Origin of the sequence: Streptomyces vilmorinianum (assembly GCF_005517195.1) — a bacterium.
Lineage (GTDB): Bacteria > Actinomycetota > Actinomycetes > Streptomycetales > Streptomycetaceae > Streptomyces > Streptomyces vilmorinianum.
This window is the reverse complement of record NZ_CP040244.1, coordinates 4,054,686-4,072,922: the sequence shown is the minus strand read 5'-3', so window position 1 is coordinate 4,072,922 and position 18,237 is coordinate 4,054,686. Positions and strand designations below refer to the sequence as shown.

Here is an 18,237-nt window from a genome sequence, read left to right as displayed (position 1 = left end):
AGGATCTGCCATCGGATCCCGTGCTCCTTCCGGAGCGCGCCGCCGAACCGGCGTATGGTCGGGGTGGCTTGTCGCCGCCCGTTGCTCTTTCCGCCCCCCGGTCGTGACCGCTGTGGCGTCTTGCGGTGTGCTGTCGCGGTCATTGATCAAGGGGAGGCCGCGCAGCCCATTTCCTGTCCGGTCCGGCCCAGACCAAGTCGTCCGAGAAATCGAACACTGTTCCTGCAATCGGGCAGACTTTAAGTGGGTGTAGCGGGACGCGTCAATGTCTCCGACCTCCGTGGTCCGTGGGGCCTGAAGAGGCGGTTGCCGTAACAACCGCGTGCGGTCCGTCCCGTCCGTCGCGTTGCCGGATGTGTGAGGCGTGGTGGGTGTGGGGCCGGCGGGTGGCCGTGGGGTCGCGTGTGCGGATTTCCGACGTGTTTCCGCGGGTGTGTGCGAGGTATTGACACCCGTACGGGTCAGCTCCTAGCTTCCCTTCAACGCGAACCGGTTCGATGCCGGGTCGACATGTCACTCCCATCCTCTGCGTACGACTGGCTTCTCCCCATCCGGGAGCGTCGAATCGGTTCGATGAAGGAGTCGCCGTGAACATCGGTGAGATCGCCATGCGGGCGGGTGTCTCGCGGAGCACCGTGTCGTATGCCCTGAGCGGCAAGCGTCCGGTGTCGGAGGACACCCGCCGGAAGATCCAGCGGGTCATCGACGAGCTGGGATACCAGCCCAACGCGAGTGCGCGAGCCCTGGCCAACGGCCGGACCAACACGATCGGTCTCGTCTTCCCGCCGGCCGGTAACCACTACACCGGCATGCAGCTGGACTTCATCGGCAGTGTGGTGGAGGCCGCGGCGGCGTACGACTACGACGTGCTGCTTTCCCCGAGCGGTGTGGACAGCGACCGCTCCTTCCAGCGGTTGCTGGGACAGCGGCGGGTCGACGGGGCGATCCTGATGGAGATCAGGCTGCGGGACGACCGGGTCGACCATCTGGCCGAACTGGGCTTCCCGTCCGTCGCCATCGGCCGTACCGCGCACCCGGAAGGCGGCTGGTGGGTCGGCCTGGACCACACCGCGCTCGCGGCGGCCTGCGTACACCATCTCGCGGATCTGGGTCACCGCCGGGTCGCGTTCGTCAACCGGCCCGCGCAGCTGGTGGGGGCCGGTTATGAGTCCGCGCACCGGGGACTGGACGGGTTCGCGAAGGCCGCGGCCGAGCGCGGGCTGACGGTACGGACGTACTGCTGCGGGGACGATGCGGCCTCGGGCCAGATCTGCCTGGAGCGGATTCTGCACGACGACCCGGCCACCACGGCCCTGGTCACGCTGAACGAGGCCGCCTTGGGGGGCCTGTATCGAGGGCTCGCGCATGCGGGCCGTCATGTGCCGCGCGACTTCTCCGTCACCGGAGTCGTGGCCGGCCGGTGGGCGGAGACGGTGACCCCCCAGCTCACCGCGGCGGACGTGCCCGCGGAGGAGATGGGCCGGCGGGCTGTGGACCTGCTCGTCGAGCGGATCGACCATCCCGACGCGCCGCCCCGGCAGCACCTGCTCGCACCGCCGATCTCCCTGCGGGCCAGCACAGGACCCGCCACCGGCACATCACCCGGCGAAGCCTGACCCCCTCGCCCGTCCTCTCCCTTCTTCCCGCACCTCCCCTGTCACCCGGCACCCGCCCCTCGTCGCCGTTCGGCGTGCCGCTTTCCCCAGTCACCCCTACCACGGCACACGTGTGCCCAAAGCCAAGGACCCGCCATGCACAGCTTCTCGAGACGGCTTCTCGCCGCCGTGTCCCTCTCGACCGTCATGGCCGTCGCCGGCACCGCCTGCTCCTCCGGCTCCGGCAGCACGGACACCAAGGACGCCGGCAGCGGCACCTACACCATCTGGGACCCGTACCCCCAGTTCGACAAGACCTCGGCCTGGGCGAAGCTGCTGGACGACTGCGGCACCAAGGCCGGCGTGAAGATCAAGCGGACCGCCTTCGACACCAGTGACCTGGCCAACAAGGCGCTGCTGGCGGCGCAGCAGGACAACTCCGCCGACGTCCTCATCGTCGACAATCCGGTGGTGTCGACCCTGGCCGAGGCCGGCGTGCTCACCACCACCGACGACAACAAACTGGACACCTCGAAGATCGACCCCAACCTGCTCGCGGCCGGCCAGCCGGGCGGCAAGACCTACGGCACGCCGATCGGCGCCAACACCCTCGCCCTCTACTACAACAAGAAGGTCCTCGCGGAGGCCGGCGTCGACATCGCCTCGGTCAAGGACTGGGAGTCGCTGACGGCGGCCCTCGCGAAGGTCAAGACGGCCGGTAAGAAGGGCATCACCTTCTCGGCGATCGGTACGGAGGAAGGCAGCTTCCAGTTCTTGCCCTGGTTCTGGGGCTCGGGCGCCAAGCTGACCGAACTCGACTCCCCCGAGGGCGCCTCGGCGCTGAAGCTCTGGACCGACTGGCTGAAGGAGGGGTACGCCCCGAACTCGGTGCTCAACAACACCCAGACCACCAGCTGGCAGGAGTTCGCCAGCGGTGACTACGCCTTCGCCGAGAACGGCACCTGGCAGCTCGCAGGCGCCAAGAAGGTCGGCATCGACTACGGAGTCCTGCCCATCCCCGGTGCTTCGGGCGGGAATGCCGCGGCCCCGACGGGTGGCGAGTTCGTCACCGTACCGGTCCAGGGCGACACGGGCCGCTACGCCGTCTCCCAGAAGCTGGTTTCCTGCCTGACCAGCGTCGAGAACCTGTACGACACCGACACCACCCTGTCCTACGTGGCCCCCACCAGCGAGGTCCAGGACAAGCAGCTGGCGGCGAACGCCGAGCTGAAGCCCTGGATCGACGCGGTCAAGGCCGCCAAGGGGCGCACCAGCGACGACCTGGGCACCACGTACCCGAAGATCTCCGAGCAGCTGTGGAAGGCGGTCCAGACCGCCCTCAGCGGCTCCAAGTCGCCCAAGGACGCGCTCACCACGGCACAGGACGCCGTCAAGTAAACCGTCAGGCAACCGCGACCCAGGGCTTCGCTGATGAATCGCATGACACACCTGCCGGGCCGCCGGCCGGTACGTGACCGGAAGGGGGCGGCGGCCGCCGCCGCCCCGCCTCCGGCCCCCACCGCGCACCGGCGTCGTCGCCCCTCCTCCCAGCAGTGGGCCGCCTGGGCCTTCCTCGCCCCGGTCACCCTTTACCTCACCCTCTTCTACGCCTATCCGCTCTACCGCAATCTCGACCTGAGCCTGCGCGACTACACCGTCCGCTCCTTCGTCCAGGGCGACGCGCCGTTCACCGGCCTCGCGAACTACCGGACGATCTTCGACGCCCCGACCTTCGGCCCGGCTCTGACCAACACCGTCGTCTTCACCGCCGTGTGTCTGTTGTTCCAGTACGTCATAGGCCTGGCCCTCGCGGTCTTCTTCAACCAGCACTTCAAGCTCTCCGCGACCCTGCGGGCGCTGTTCCTGGTTCCGTGGCTGCTGCCGCTCATCGTGTCCGCCTCCACCTGGTCATGGATGCTCAACAGCGACTCCGGTGTCGTCAACGCGGCTCTGCACGCCGTCGGCATCGGATCGGTGAACTGGCTCACCTCCCCGGAGTGGTCACTGACCTCGGTGATCATCGCGAACGTCTGGATCGGCGTGCCGTTCAACCTGGTCGTGCTCTACAGCGGCCTCCAGTCCATCCCGCACGGCCTCTACGAAGCGGCCGCCCTCGACGGCGCGAGCGCCTGGCGACGCTTCTGGAGCATCACCTTCCCGCTGCTGCGCCCCGTGTCCGCGATCACCCTGCTGCTGGGGCTGGTCTACACGCTCAAGGTCTTCGACATCATCTGGATCATGACCAAGGGCGGCCCGGCCGACTCGTCCACCACCTTCGCCACCTGGTCCTACCAGCTCGGCTTCGGCAACCTGCTGCCCGCCTTCGGCCCCGGCGCGGCCGTCGGCAACCTCCTCGTCGTCGCCGCCCTTGCCTTCGGCCTGTTGTACCTGAGGGTCCAGAGAAAGCAGGCACTGGCATGAACCTGGTGCACCGGCTCCGCGGTACGGGGTGGAAGACCGCCCTCGGCCTGGCGCTCACCGCCGTCATGCTCTTCCCGGTCTACTGGATGCTCAACGTGTCCTTCACCCGTGATCAGGACATGCGCGCGTCCCCGCCCGACCTGTTTCCCGTGCACGGCACGCTGGCCGGCTACCGCGCCGTGTTCGACCAGCAGTTGCCCTACCTGGGCACCAGCCTGATCATCGGCTTGGGCACGGTCGTGCTGACCGTGGCGCTGGCGGCGCCCGCCGGATACGCGCTGGCGAAACTCCGCCCGCGCGGCGGGGGAGCCCTCGGCTTCCTCCTCCTGGTGGCCCAGATGATCCCGGGCATCATCATGGCGATGGGCTTCTACGCCATCTACCTCCAGCTCGGCCTGCTCCAGTCCGTCCCCGGCCTGATCGTCGCCGACTCCACCCTGGCCGTCCCCTTCGCGGTGCTGATCTTCACCGCGTTCATGTCCGGCATCCCCGGCGAGCTGCTCCAGGCCGCGCAGATGGACGGAGCCGGGCCCTGGCGCACCTTCCGGTCCGTGGTGCTGCCGATGAGCCGCAACGCGGTCGTCACCGTGTCGCTGTTCGCGTTCCTGTGGTCCTGGTCCGACTTCGTCTTCGCCGGCACGCTGGCCAACGGCGGCGCCCACGAGCCGATCACCCTCGGCATCTACCACTACATCGGCAACAACAACCAGGAGTGGAACGCCATCATGGCCACCGCCGTCGTGGCCTCGCTCCCCGCCACGGTGATCCTCGTCCTCGCCCAGCGCTACGTCGCCGCAGGCGTGACGGCCGGAGCCGTCAAGGACTGACCACCACGTGACCACCGCCGGCCACCCCTGCTGAAGAAACGAGTCACGCCACATGACCGCCGCCCGATCCGGCCCGGCCTTCTCCCTCCATGACATCCCGTTCAGCACGCACGGCTCCTGGTTCGGCATCTCTCCCGTGCTTGCGGAGAAGACCCGGGCCGAGGACCTCCATCTCGTGTCGCATCAGAACGGCATGCACGCGATCCTGCGCTTCACGCCCCTCGACGCGACGACGTGCGAGCGCGTGGAGACCCGCGTCGAGGCGACTCCGGGCCTGCTCGACTGGAAGGGTGAGCAAGGGCGCGTAGCCCTCGCCTACGCCACACCGGACACCGTCCGCCTGCGCGGCGAAGGACTCGGCCTGCGCGTCACCGCGGCGGCGGACGCCCTGACCCCCTTCACGGGCACCTACTTCTACCGCGACCCGGTGGACGGAGCGTACGTGTTCACCTCGTACGAGACCGGGCGCCGTTACCGGATCACCGTGCTGTCGGGTTCCGTCGCCGAGGTGTCAGGCAGTCAGGCCCTCGGTGGCGGCGAGCGAGGCGTCACCGTCACCGCGGCCCCCGGCGGAGTGTGGGAAGCGGTGATCGAGGAACTGGACAGCGCACGCCTTCCCTGCACGTCCTCGGAGACGTTCGACGCCGTCGTGGCGGCCGCGGAGCAGGCTTTCGCCGCGTTCGTCGACGCGGTGGCCCCCTGGCGCTCGCCCGCCGCCCCGGCCGCCGAACTCGCGGCGTACGTCCTGTGGTCGGCGACGGTCCGTCCGGCGGGCCTGGTCACGAGGTCCGCGGTGCTGATGTCCAAGCACTGGATGGACAAGGTCTGGAGCTGGGACCACTGCTTCAACGCCCTCGCCCTGGCCTCCGGTGCCCCCGCCCTGGCCTGGGACCAGTTCTCCCTGCCCTTCGACCATCAGGACGAGACCGGCGCCCTGCCCGACTCGGTGACCCACTCCGAGGTCCTCTACAACTTCGTCAAACCGCCCATCCACGGCTGGACCCTGTCCCACCTGCGCGGACGGCTTCCCGAGCCCCTCAGCCGGACGGAACTCGCCGAGATCTACCGCAGGTTGGCACGGTGGACGGACTTCTGGCTCACAGCCCGCCGCGCCTTCGGCGCCGCCCTGCCCCACTACCAGCACGGCAACGACAGCGGCTGGGACAACGCCACCACCTTCGACCCCGAGCGCGTGGTCGTCACCGCCGACCTGGCCGCCTTCCTCGTACTCCAGCTCCGCGAACTCGCCCGCCTGGCCACCGACCTTGACCTGCCCGACGAGGCCCGGCGCTGGACGCGCACCGCCGAGGCGACGCAGGCCGCGATGCTCGACGAGCTGTGGACGGGGGAGCGGTTCGTGGCCCGCGGTGTCGACACCGTCGCGACCTGGGAGAGCTCCAGCCTGCTGGACCTGATGCCGATGGCACTGGGCGAGCACCTGCCCGAGAACATCGGCAGAACCCTGGCCGCCCGGATCGAGACCCACCTGACCCCGCACGGACTGGCCACCGAACTGCCGACGTCACCCCACTACCTCTCCGACGGCTACTGGCGCGGCCCCATCTGGGCGCCCGCCACCGTCCTCATCGAGGACGGCCTGCGCCGGGCCGGCCACCACCGCCTCGCCGACGAGATCAGCGCCCGCTTCCGCACCCTGTGCGAAACCCACGGCTTCGCCGAGAACTTCGACGCCCTCACCGGAACGGGGCTGCGCGATCGCGCCTACACCTGGACCGCCGCCGCCTATCTCGTCCTCGCCGAAGCCCACGCGCACCGAGACGGCCGCTGACCGGCCGCCTCCTCCAAGCCCCGGGACCGATCGGGCCCCGGTTCTCCTTCTCCGTCCACCCCAGGAGCCGCACTATGAAGCCGCTCACCACATTCTCAGGAGCCGCAACCCCCGCCCGACGCAGAGCCCTCGCGTCCGTGGCCGTCCTCCTGGCCGCCCTGGCCGCGACCCTGGTGCCCGCCGCCTCGTCACAGGCCGCGGACACCACCGTCACCGTCGACTTCTCCGCCACCGGGGGCGCGCCTACGTACCGTGCCTCTGGCACCATCTACGGGATGTCCGAGGACGGCTCGCTGCCCCAGGCACACTTCTACAAGGACATCAAGTGGAAGTTCATGCGCGCCGGCGGCGCCCAGCTGGACAGCCCGGGAGGCTGGGTCGCCGGCAAGTACGACCGCCGGTGGAACTCCACCCTCGCCCAGTACAAGAGCACCAAGGCGCTGGGCGGCACCTTCGTCATCCTGCCGCACGACTTGTGGGGCGCCGACGGGACCACCTCGCCCACTTTCCCCGGTGACAACGGCGACTGGTCCCGCTTCGACGCCTTCTACGACCGGCTGCTCGCCGACGCGAAGGCGGCCGGCATGACCGACATCCAGTGGGACATCTGGAACGAGCCCGACTACTCCTCTTTCTGGGACCGGCCGCAGGCCCAGTACCTGGAGATGTGGAAGCGGGCCTACCAGCGGATCCGGGCCGCCTTCCCGGGTGCCGTCATCGTCGGTGCCAGCACGGCCGGCAAGCCCTCCGCGGACTGGGGCGGCCCCTGGTGGAACACGTACCTGGACTACGTGAAGGCCAACAACGTCCAACCCGACATCTACAGCTGGCACGACCTGCCGGGTGACCCGGTCGCCGACGCCAACGCCGTCAACTCCAAGCTGGCGGCACGGTCGATGACCACGAGCCGTCCGTTCCAGGTGAACGAGTACGCCGCCAACACCGAGCAGAACCCCGGCCGCGGCGGCTGGTACATCTCCCGTCTGGAGCGCGCCGGGGCGGACGGCATGCGCGCCAACTGGGCGTGGGGCGCCAACCTGCACGACTTCGCGGCGAACCTGCTCACCAAGACCGGCGGCCAGTATCTGCCCCTGGGCGAGTGGTTCCTGTACCGGTACTACGGCTCGCAGACCGGCAACATCGTGAACCTCACGCCCGGTACGAACACCGACGGGGTGGCGACGAAGGACAACTCCGCGCGCAACGCCAAGATCCTGCTGGGCAGCAACGGCAACACCGGCAATGTCACCGTCAACCTCAACCGTCTCGACACCACGTCGGTGGTGGAGAACGGCCAGGTGCGCGCGATCGTCCAGCGCATACCGAACAACGGCGGCGGCGCGGTGACGGGGCCGGTGACGGTCTCCGACCGGACGCTGACCGTCAGCGGTAACTCGGCTTCGGTGACCGTTCCGTGGACGGATGCCGCGGACGGCTACACCGTCACGCTGCTGCCCCCGTCGAACACCACCGTCTCCACGGTCGCGGTGGTACAGCACAGCGGTCAGTGCCTGGACGACACCAACCTCAGCACCGACGACGCCACGCAGTACCAGCAGTACCACTGCGAGGGCGGATACCAGCAGATGCTCGATCTCAAGCCGGTCGCCGGCCGGGCGAACACGTACACCATCGTGAACGAGTACAGCGGCAAGTGCCTGGACGTCTCGGGCGCTTCCACGGCCGACGGTGCCGCCGCCATCCAGTGGACCTGCGGCGGTACCACGAACCAGATGTTCACCATCAAACCGGTCAGCGCGCTCGGCAACAGCAAGGACTACCAGCTGGTCGCGGTGCACAGCGGCAAGTGCGTGGACGTCAGCGGGATCTCGACCGACCCCGGCGCGAGGATCCACCAGTGGACCTGCGACCCGGCGACCGATCTGACCTGGAAGAAGAACCAGATCTGGCGCCTCCAGGGCCTGGCCTGAACCTGTCCCTTGAGCACGGGGGGCTCCCAGCACGGCTGGGAGCCCTCACCTGGGCCGGCCGTACTGACACGCCGGACGAAGCGGCACCCTCTCCCTGGCATCCTGGTCCGGAAATGGTCCGGATCTTTGTCTGACATGCAGCGAGCCTCACCGGCAGCGGCAGGTGTCGGCCGCTGCCGACGATTGCAGTGGTACTGCCTTTGTCACCAGCGGAGTCGTGCGCGCCCACGGGGCCCGCCCACATGCAGGAGTCCATTGGTACTCGTCTGCACGATGGCGATCGCGACGGCACAACCGTTGGCAGGGTTCGGTGGCTTGCCGCGCGGACAACCGCACGGCGGGACGTACTCGGCCGGTGAACCGCATGAGGTGAGCGCGGCCCCGGCAGAACCCCGAAGCTTCGGGCTCGCGTCTCGCCATCTCACGCAGTGCCCCTGGGCGCCTCGCCGAAGAGGCTCAGAAGAAGCCGAGCTTCTTCGGGGAGTAGCTCACCAGCAGATTCTTCGTCTGCTGGTAGTGGTCCAGCATCATCTTGTGGGTCTCGCGGCCGATGCCCGACTGCTTGTAGCCGCCGAACGCCGCGTGCGCCGGGTACGCGTGGTAGCAGTTCGTCCAGACGCGGCCCGCCTGGATCGCGCGGCCCGCGCGGTAGGCCGTGTTGCCGTCGCGGGTCCAGACGCCCGCGCCGAGGCCGTAGAGCGTGTCGTTGGCCGTGCGGATCGCGTCGTCGAAGTCCGTGAAGGAGGTGACCGCGACCACCGGGCCGAAGATCTCCTCCTGGAAGATCCGCATGCGGTTGTCGCCCTCGAAGATCGTCGGCTGGACGTAGTAGCCGCCCGCCAGCTCGCCGTCGTACTCGATGCGCTGACCACCCGTCAGGATCTTGGCGCCCTCCTGCTGGCCGATGTCCAGGTACGAAAGGATCTTCTGGAGCTGGTCGTTGGAGGCCTGGGCGCCGATCATCGTGGAGGTGTCCAGGGGGTGGCCCGGGACGATCCGTTCCGTGCGGGCGACCGCCGCCTCCAGGAACTCGTTGTAGTGGCCGCGCTGGATCAGGGCCCTGGACGGGCACGTGCAGACCTCGCCCTGGTTGAGGGCGAACATGGTGAAGCCCTCCAGCGCCTTGTCGCGGAAGTCGTCGTCCGCCGCCCACACGTCGTCGAAGAAGATGTTCGGCGACTTGCCGCCGAGCTCCAGCGTGACCGGCTTGATGTTCTCGGAGGCGTACTGCATGATCAGCCGGCCCGTCGTCGTCTCGCCGGTGAAGGCGATCTTCGCGACGCGTGGGGAAGAGGCCAGGGGCTTGCCCGCCTCGGCGCCGAAGCCGTTGACGATGTTCACCACGCCCGGCGGCAGCAGGTCGGTGATCAGGCTCATCCAGAAGTGCACGGACGCCGGGGTCTGTTCGGCCGGCTTGAGGACCACCGCGTTGCCCGCGGCGAGCGCCGGGGCCAGCTTCCAGACCGCCATCAGGATCGGGAAGTTCCACGGGATGATCTGTGCGACCACGCCCAGCGGCTCGTGGAAGTGGTACGCCACGGTGTCGTCGTCGATCTCGCTCAGCGCGCCCTCCTGGCCGCGCAGCGCCCCCGCGAAGTAGCGGAAGTGGTCGATGGCGAGCGGGATGTCGGCGGCCAGGGTCTCGCGGACCGGCTTGCCGTTCTCCCAGCTCTCCGCGACCGCCAGCTCCTCCAGATGCTCCTCCATCCGGGCCGCGATCCGGAGCAGCACCCCGGCGCGCTCGGCGGGCGCCGTACGGCCCCAGGCGGGGGCGGCGGCATGCGCCGCGTCGAGAGCCCGCTCCACGTCCTCCGCGGTGCCGCGGGCCACCTCGGTGAAGGGACGGCCGTCGATGGGGCTCGGGTTCTCGAAGTACCCGCCCCGGGCCGGGGCGACGTACTCACCGCCGATCCAGTGGTCGTAGCGGGCCTGGTACGACATCAGTGCGCCCTCGGTACCGGGTGCGGCGTAACGGGTCATGAAGATGGCCTCCCTCGGACCGCGCCGACCGTCCCTGGCCGGCGCTCACCGCCGAGTGTGGGAAGCGGGACGTTGCAACCCCGTTGCGCCCGCCGACAGTTCCGCGTCCAGGGCCTGCAACCGGGCCAGCACGGGGGCCAGCCCGGAAGCCGGCACCACCTCCGACAGCGCCCGCCACATCTCCACGTCGTCCTCGCCCCACGCGCTGTACGTCCAGTCCGCGAGGAGCGCCGGATCGCCCCGGTCCACCAGCGCCGCCCGCAGCCGGTCCGCGAGCCGCTCCCGCAGCCGTACGACCCCCGGCGCGCGGGAGCCGGGCAGCAACGGACCCGCGTACGCGCCCATGGCCGCCGACAGCGCGCCCGAACCGAGCCGCCGGTCCACCGCCGCGAAGTCCGCGTCCACCGCCGCGGCGAGTCGGTACGGGCGCGAGCGCAGCAGCTCCGCACCCAGCAGCCCGCGCAGCCGGGACAGCTCGGCCCGCAGCGTCACCGGGGTGACCGACTCGTCCTCGTACAGGAGCGTCAGGAGTTCGTCGCCGCTCACCCCCTCGGGGCGATGGGCGAGGACGACCAGGATCTCGCTGTGCCGCCGGCTCAGCCGCACGCCGCGCCCGGCCACGGTCAGCAGCGCCTCGTCGCGGCCCAGCGCCGCCAGCCGTACCCGGTCCGCGGCCGGCGCGGGCGCGAGCAGGGCCAGCTGCGACTCGGCCGCCCGCGCCACCGCCTGCACGAACGCCAGACTGTGCGGATGGGCCAGGCGGTCCCCACCCGTGATGTCGACCGCGCCGAGCAGCCGCCCGCTGTGCGGATCGTGTACGGGAGCGGCGGCACAGGTCCACGCCTGCACCGGCCGCTGGAAGTGCTCGGCGCTGAAGACCTGCACCGGACGGTCCACGGCGATCGCGGTCCCGGGCGCGTTGGTCCCGGCCACCGACTCCGACCACCGGGCGCCGGCGACGAAGTTCATCGCCCGCGCCCGCCGCAGAGTCCCCGGATGGCCCTCCACCCACAGCATCCGCCCCGCCGCGTCGCAGACCGCGAGAAGGTGCTCGCCGTCCGTCGCGTACGCGCCCATCAGCTCCCGGATCACCGGCATCGCGGCCGACAGAGGATGCTCCTCACGGTGCCCGGCGAGCTCCTCGTCGGCGAGCTCCACACAGGCCGCTCCGTCCGGGCTGACCCGGGCCCGCGCCGAGCGCCGCCACGAGTCGGCGACCAGCGGCCGCACCGGGGGAAGGTGCACCTGTCCGCCGCTGGTGAACGCCTCGTGCGCCCGGCGCAGTGCCCGGGGATCCGGTTCCGCTTCCGCCCAACCGTCGCTCAACTCGGCCTCCCCGACGAGGTCGTCCGTCCCGTTCGGGGTCATCGTGGTGCGCGTGGGAGCCGCCGACAAGCGTCCGGACACCGCGGCATATGCACCCTGTCCGGACACCGCCCCCAGGTGCTCACGTAGAGTGGGGCCCGGGCCGTGACTGGCGCTTGAGGTGGATCACCACCGGGGAGCGGCCCGGCGGACTCCGCGCACGCGCGCGGGACCGTCGCTGCCGTGCGCCTGGGCGATCACCCTGTCATCGACGACGCCCAGGAGTGGCCCATGTCCACCAGCACCGCCTCCCTCATGGACGGCACCGCGCTCGCCCGCCGCACGGTCGAGGAGACCGCCGCCCGTGCCGCCGAGATCACCCGCCGCACCGGCGTCACGCCCTGTCTCGCCACCGTGCTCGTCGGCGAGGACCCGGCCTCCGTCACGTACGTGAAGATGAAGCAGAACCGCTGCGCGAAGGCCGGAATCCGCTCCAGGCACGTCGAGCTGCCCGCGAGCACCACGACCGAGGAACTCGTCGCCGCGATCACCGCGCTCTCCCAGGACCCCGAGGTCCACGGCATCCTGCTGCAGCACCCCGTCGGACCGCACATCGACGAGCGCGCCGCCTTCGAGGCGATCGCCCCGGAGAAGGACGTGGACGGCGTCACCATGGCCTCCTTCGCGGCCATGGGCTTCGGCCTGCCCGGCTTCGTCTCCTGCACGCCCGGCGGCATCATGCGCCTGCTCGACGCGTACGACGTCCAGCTGAGCGGCAAGCGGGCCGTCGTCGTCGGCCGCTCCGCGATCCTCGGCAAGCCGGCCGGTCTGCTGCTGCTCGGCCGCGACGCCACCGTCACGTACTGCCACTCGCGTACCACCGAGCTCTCGTCCATCGTCCGCGAGGCCGACATCCTCGTGGCGGCCGTGGGCCGGCCCCGCTTCATCAAGGGCGAGGACATCAAGCCGGGCGCGGTCGTGATCGACGCCGGATACAACCCCGGCAACATCGGCGACGTCGACTTCGAGACGGCCGCCGAACGGGCGTCCCTGATCACCCCCGTACCCGGCGGAGTCGGCCCGATGACCATCGCCGTACTCCTCGCGCAGACCGTCGAGGGGGCGGAGCGCCAGCTCGGTCTCTAGCACAGTCAGGGGCGGCGAACGGCCCGTGGAGGACATGACTTTGTCACAGTTCTGTACGGGCCGTGCTTCAAGTCGCCTGCGAACCAGGGGAATCGGGCGTTCCCGGGTGACCCTGAGCATCATGTCCCCGCTCTCCGGCGAACTGTCGTCGTCCCTCCGGTACTTCCTCGTGCCGCTGCTCGTCCTCGTGGCGGTCGTCGTGGTCGCGAGCCTGTATGGGGACGGGGGCCGGCTCTGGGAGGGGGCGAAGCCCGGCCGGGCCGGAGTGAGCGTCGAGGTCGCGCCGGCCGGAGGCGAGAAGCTCGCGCCGCAGGGCGGGATCACGGCGCGGCCCACCACCTCCGGCACGGCCCCGTCGGCGCCCTCGACGTCCGCACCCGCCACTTCTGTACCCGCCACGTCCGTTCCGGCCGCGGCCGTGCCCTACCAGGAGCTCGCCGCGGGGGAGTGCTTCGACGTCGACCGGCGTGCGCCCGGAACCGTCGTACGGCGCGCCTGCCACCGGCCGCACGACGCCCAGGTCGTCGCCGTGGTCCGGCTGACCGGCGACCACCGCACCGATCAGGAGGTACGGGACGCGGCGGCCGCGCTGTGCCGCGAGCCGCTGCACCGCAAGGCCGCCGAGCAGCCGCACGGCACACGCTGGACGACCTTCGTCCAGTACCCGTACCGCACGGGCTACCTGCTCGGCTCCGACACCGTGACCTGCAGTCTCATCCCGTACGCCCAGCACACCGCTCCGGACGGCACGGCGGGCAGGCTCACCGCCCCGCTCCAGTGACCCCGTCCGGCCCCCGACCGCTCAGCCTTCGCCCGCCGACAGGCCCGCGAGCGCGGCGGCCGGGTCCTGGTCCGCCGGCCCGGCCGGGACCCAGTGGCCGCGTTCCTTGCGGTAGGGCCACCAGCGGCCGTCCTCGCCGAGCCGCAGCTGTGCCTCCGCGCCGACGACCGTCCAGCGCGCGGCCCCGGCCGGCCGCAGCACAGGCCGGTCGGCGTCCTCCCAGGCCTCGGTGAGCTGCGCCTTCGCCCGTGCGAGCGCCTCGGGGCCCGGCGTCCACTCCGTCTCCAGTACGGACAGGGCGGCGGCGCCCCCGAACCGCCACGCGCGCGTGGCCAGGTCCAGCTCCGCCGCCCGGCGCCCCGACCCGGTGGCGAGCCGGGAGGCGATCCCCGACGGGGGAGACCCCGCGGCCAGCCGCACCGCGTCCTGGCCGACCGTCAGGGACGGCTCCGCCCAGGCCCGCTCGTGCCCCGACGCGAGCGCCTCGGCCAGCAGCCGGTGCGCCCGCGCGGCCGCGTCCGCCGCGAGGAACTCCAGCGCCGCCGGGTCCAGGCCCGGCGCCGGATCGGTCTCGGTGTCCAGGGACGGCGGCTCGCCCGGGGCGGCGGGGAGCACCGGGACAGCCGGCAGCGCGGGCAGGATGTCCCGCGCGGCGAACGCCTCCTCGGCCGGCACTCCCTCCACCCGGGCCTCCCCGGTACCGGAGTCCGCCGCGGCGTCCGGAGCCGCCCGGGCCGCGCTGCGCTCCTGCAGCTCGTCCAGGAGCGCCCGCTCGCCGCGCCCCCGCATCAGCAGCAGCACGAACGGATCCTCGTCGAGCAGCCGCGCCACCTGATAGCAGAGCGCCGCCGTGTGCGGGCAGTGGTCCCACGCCTCGCACCCGCACTCGGGGTCCAGATCGCCGATGCCCGGCAGCAGTTCGAGCCCGGCCGCCGCCGCGTCCTCCACCAGGTGCGGCGGCATCTCGTGGTCGAGCAGGGCCGCGATGTGCCCCGCGCTCTCCACCGCAAGGTCGAGCAGCCGGTCCCACTCGTTCTCCGACAGCTCCTGCAGGAGCACATCGCTGCGGTACGAGGAGCCGTCAGGGTCCTTGACGACCGCCGTGATCCTGCCCGGCCGCACCGAGACCGCGCCCACCGCGCCCTGGCGGGCGTGCCGCCGTCCCTTCTTCAGCTGCTCGCCGTCGAGGGCTGTGTCCTCCAGGGCCTTGAGCCACGCCTGGCCCCACCAGGTCCGGGCGAAGGCCGAACCGCGGGCCGGCGGCAGGGCCGCGAACGTCCGCTCGTCGTCGTCGTGCGTGGTGTCGTGTCCGTACTCGCTCGCGTACGCGCTCATCGTCCGTCCCCTCGCAGCTGGACCAGGTCCGCCAGTTCGGCATCCGTCAGTTCGGTCAGCGCCGCCTCGCCCGCGCCGAGCACGGAGTCGGCCAGCTCCCGCTTGCGCAGCAGCATGTCGGCGATCCGGTCCTCGATCGTGCCCTCGGCGATCAGCCGGTGGACCTGCACCGGCTGGGTCTGTCCGATCCGGTACGCGCGGTCGGTGGCCTGGGCCTCCACGGCCGGGTTCCACCAGCGGTCGTAGTGCACGACGTGTCCTGCCCGGGTCAGGTTGAGCCCGGTGCCCGCGGCCTTCAGCGACAGCAGGAAGACGGGCACCTCGCCCTCCTGGAAGCGGGTGACCATCGCCTCGCGTTCGGCGACGGGCGTGCCCCCGTGCAGGAACTGCGTGCGCACGCCCCGGGCCGCCAGATGCGCTTCGAGCAGCCGTGCCATCTGCACGTACTGGGTGAAGACCAGCACGCTCGCGTCCTCGGCGAGGATCGTGTCGAGAAGTTCGTCGAGCAGCTCCAGCTTGCCCGAGCGGCCGTCGATCCGGGGCCGCTCCTCCTTCAGGTACTGCGCGGGGTGGTTGCAGATCTGCTTGAGCCCCGTCAGCAGCTTCACGACCAGACCGCGCCGCTCCATGCCGTCGGCCTCGGCGATCGCCGCGAGCGTCTCGCGCACCACCGCTTCGTACAGCCCCGCCTGTTCCTTCGTCAGGGTGACGGCCAGGTCGGTCTCGGTCTTCGGCGGCAGCTCGGGCGCGATGCCCGGGTCCGACTTGCGCCGGCGGAGCAGGAACGGGCGGACCAGCGCGGACAGCCGCTCGGCCGCCGCGGGGTCCTCGCCGCCCTCGACGGCGGCGGCGTAGCGTGAGCGGAAGGTGCCGAGCCGGCCGAGGAGGCCGGGGGTGGTCCAGTCGAGGATGGCCCAGAGCTCGGAGAGGTTGTTCTCGACGGGGGTGCCGGACAGGGCGACGCGCGCCTTCGCGCCGATGGTGCGCAGCTGCTTGGCGGTCGCGGAGTACGGGTTCTTGACGTGCTGCGCCTCGTCCGCGACGACCATGCCCCAGGCCTGTCCGGCCAGTTGGCCGGTGTCCAGGCGCATGGTGCCGTACGTGGTGAGGACGAACTCGCCGTCGGCCAGGCCCTCCAGGGTGCGGGAAGGGCCGTGGAAGCGGCGCACGGGCGTGCCCGGCGCGAACTTCTCGATCTCCCGCTGCCAGTTGCCCATCAGGGAGGTCGGGCAGACGACGAGGGTGGGGCCCGCGGCGGAGGGATCGCTCCGCCGGTGCAGATGGAGCGCGATGAGCGTGATCGTCTTGCCGAGACCCATGTCGTCGGCGAGACAGCCGCCGAGGCCGAGGGAGGTCATCCGGTGCAGCCAGTTGAGGCCGCGCAGCTGGTAGTCGCGGAGCGTCGCGGCGAGCCCGGCGGGCTGGGCGACCTCCTGCGGACCGCCCTCGGGGTCGGCGAGGCGGGTGCGCAACTGCTCCAGCCAGCCGGTCGCCTGGACCTCGACCCGCAGGCCGTCGACCTCGGCCGTGCCCGTGAGTACGGCGCCGAGCGCGTCGACGGGGGTCACCTTGCGGTCGTGCGACGCGCGGGCGCGGCGCACCTCGGCCGGGTCGACCAGCACCCACTGGTCGCGCAGCCGGACCACCGGCCGGCCGGCCTCGGCCAGCTGGTCCAGTTCGGCGCGGGTGAGCTCCTGGTCGCCGATGGCGAAACGCCAGTTGAAGGCGAGGAGGGCGTCGGCGGAGAGGAACGAGGGCAGCGCGGAGGAGCGTCGCCCGGCGGCCTCCCCGTCGTGCTCCGGGTCCGAGGAGTACGGATCGGCGGGGTCGGTGCCACCCGTGTCGGCTCCGCCGTCCGGCGGTCCGATCACCGCACGGGCCGTCAGCCGTTGGGCCAGGTCGCGCGGCCAGTGGATCTGGACGCCTGTCGCGGCCAGCGCGCGTGCCGCCGGGCCGAGCAGGTCCGTGACCTCCTCGTCGGCGAGCTCCACGGCGTCCGGGACCGCCGCCGAGAGCAGCGGGGCCAGCGGCGCCCAGGCGCGGGCGGCGCGACGGAGCGCGAGCAGCGCGTCCATCCGGGCCCGGGGCCCGAACGCCCCGCCGGCCGGGCCCGATCCGGCCCAGACCTCCGCCGCGTCCGCGACCAGCGCCGGGTCGGCGACGCTGTGCATCTGCAGCACGGCCCGGAACGCCGGAGCCTCCCGCTCGCCGAGCCCGGGCAGTTCGAGGCGCAGCGAGAGACGTACGCCCGCGTCGTGGCCGGCCGCCACGTCCGCGGCCCACGCCCGCTGGGCGGACAGCTCCTGCGGTTCGTCGGCCGCGAAGGCGGGCCCGCCCGCGGCGAGCGGCGCGGCCGGGGTGCGCGGCAGTCCGTCCACGACCGCGTCCACGAAGGCGCGCAGCAGCCCCTCGGGCTCCGGAAGCAGCAGCGGGCCGGTCCCGGGCAGCGGTACGGCATGGGCGGCGGGCGGCATCGCGGCGGCGAGCGCCCGGAGCTCCGCCAGCTCCTCGGGGCCCAGCGGCCCGGCCCGCCACGCGTCCCGGTCGGTGGGGGTGAGGCCGGGCAGGAACAGCCCCTTGGCCGCCAGATGCAGCGCGAGGAGGGAGGCGGCGCCCCAGAAGGCCGCCGCGGGCGAGGCCCCGTCGGAGAACCGGGCGCGGGTGAGGAGCGGAAGGGCCTCCCGTACGGGAAGCAGGAGCGCGGGAACGGTGTGCGGACGGACGTCGTCGGCCACCACGGTCAGCTCGTCGGTGGCCGACGGCACGGCTGACGGCACGGACGAGGGCCCGGACGACGGGGCGGAGGAGGGCCCGGACGACGGCACGGACGACGGCACGGACGACGGGGCGGTCCCGTCCGGGGACCAGAAGGCGATCCGGCCGGCGCGGGGCGGATCCGCGGGCAGGAAAACGGCGGAGCAGCGGGCGAGTTCATCGAGTCTCTGGGACGGCGACAACACATTCCTCAAATTTGACTACTGGGCCAAGCGGCCGAGGGTACTCGAACCGATCGCACACCCGGGAGCGGAAACGAGGTGATCTGGCTCACGTTCCATGCTCCGTGAACCCGGAGGGTGGAGCCAGCCCCACCCCCGCCCCCGGGGAATCCCCCCGGGATCTCGGGGGG

The 18,237-nt window shown here is 71.5% G+C and carries 12 protein-coding genes and 1 riboswitch; of the genes, 8 read left to right on the top strand and 4 right to left on the bottom strand.

Annotated features, from left to right (window positions below):
- Window positions 1–587: 587 nt before the first annotated feature.
- The 6 genes from FDM97_RS19145 to FDM97_RS19120 all read left to right on the top strand — a co-directional run bounded on the left by FDM97_RS19145 (window position 588) and on the right by FDM97_RS19120 (window position 8,563).
- Complete coding sequence (locus FDM97_RS19145; protein WP_137991615.1) at window positions 588–1,616, top strand: LacI family DNA-binding transcriptional regulator; 1,029 nt, start codon at window positions 588–590, stop codon at window positions 1,614–1,616.
- A gap of 135 nt (window positions 1,617–1,751) precedes the next feature.
- Window positions 1,752–2,993, top strand: coding sequence for a sugar ABC transporter substrate-binding protein (locus tag FDM97_RS19140; protein ID WP_137991614.1), 1,242 nt, complete (start codon window positions 1,752–1,754; stop codon window positions 2,991–2,993).
- Window positions 2,994–3,026: 33 nt separating this feature from the next.
- Entirely contained in the window at window positions 3,027–4,016 is a 990-nt protein-coding gene (locus tag FDM97_RS19135; protein WP_137991613.1) for a carbohydrate ABC transporter permease, read from the top strand.
- On the top strand, window positions 4,013–4,843 hold the full coding sequence (locus FDM97_RS19130; RefSeq protein WP_137991612.1) for a carbohydrate ABC transporter permease: 831 nt from the start codon (window positions 4,013–4,015) through the stop codon (window positions 4,841–4,843). The genes FDM97_RS19135 and FDM97_RS19130 overlap by 4 nt, the downstream gene beginning before the upstream one ends.
- Before the next feature lie 52 nt (window positions 4,844–4,895).
- Window positions 4,896–6,632 carry an amylo-alpha-1,6-glucosidase gene (locus FDM97_RS19125; RefSeq protein WP_137991611.1) on the top strand — a complete coding sequence of 579 codons (1,737 nt, stop codon included), beginning with the start codon at window positions 4,896–4,898 and terminating at the stop codon, window positions 6,630–6,632.
- Window positions 6,633–6,769: 137 nt separating this feature from the next.
- Window positions 6,770–8,563: an RICIN domain-containing protein gene (locus tag FDM97_RS19120; protein WP_254705670.1), complete on the top strand. Its 1,794-nt coding sequence runs from the start codon at window positions 6,770–6,772 to the stop codon at window positions 8,561–8,563.
- A 456-nt stretch (window positions 8,564–9,019) separates the two neighbouring features.
- On the opposite strand, the gene exaC is transcribed toward FDM97_RS19120, so the two are convergent.
- Together exaC and FDM97_RS19110 are read right to left on the bottom strand one after the other, a co-directional pair.
- Window positions 9,020–10,543, bottom strand: a complete 1,524-nt coding sequence (gene exaC / locus FDM97_RS19115) for an acetaldehyde dehydrogenase ExaC (RefSeq protein ID WP_137991609.1) — start codon at window positions 10,541–10,543, stop codon at window positions 9,020–9,022.
- Window positions 10,544–10,588: 45 nt separating this feature from the next.
- Window positions 10,589–11,911, bottom strand: a complete 1,323-nt coding sequence (locus tag FDM97_RS19110; RefSeq protein ID WP_137991608.1) for a GAF domain-containing protein — start codon at window positions 11,909–11,911, stop codon at window positions 10,589–10,591.
- Between the two features lie 92 nt (window positions 11,912–12,003).
- Window positions 12,004–12,110, top strand: a riboswitch (ZMP/ZTP riboswitch).
- Between the two features lie 29 nt (window positions 12,111–12,139).
- Between FDM97_RS19110 and FDM97_RS19105 the strand changes: the two genes are divergently transcribed.
- Window positions 12,140–12,994: a bifunctional 5,10-methylenetetrahydrofolate dehydrogenase/5,10-methenyltetrahydrofolate cyclohydrolase gene (locus tag FDM97_RS19105; protein ID WP_137991607.1), complete on the top strand. Its 855-nt coding sequence runs from the start codon at window positions 12,140–12,142 to the stop codon at window positions 12,992–12,994.
- A 121-nt stretch (window positions 12,995–13,115) separates the two neighbouring features.
- The gene (locus tag FDM97_RS19100; protein WP_137991606.1) at window positions 13,116–13,775 is read left to right on the top strand and encodes a hypothetical protein; all 660 of its coding nucleotides are present in this window, start codon (window positions 13,116–13,118) and stop codon (window positions 13,773–13,775) included.
- Window positions 13,776–13,796: 21 nt separating this feature from the next.
- On the opposite strand, the gene FDM97_RS19095 is transcribed toward FDM97_RS19100, so the two are convergent.
- On the bottom strand, window positions 13,797–15,110 hold the full coding sequence (locus tag FDM97_RS19095) for an SWIM zinc finger family protein (RefSeq protein WP_137991605.1): 1,314 nt from the start codon (window positions 15,108–15,110) through the stop codon (window positions 13,797–13,799).
- Window positions 15,107–18,070, bottom strand: coding sequence for a DEAD/DEAH box helicase (locus FDM97_RS19090; protein ID WP_432816230.1), 2,964 nt, complete (start codon window positions 18,068–18,070; stop codon window positions 15,107–15,109). The genes FDM97_RS19095 and FDM97_RS19090 overlap by 4 nt, the downstream gene beginning before the upstream one ends.
- Between the last annotated feature and the right edge of the window lie 167 nt (window positions 18,071–18,237).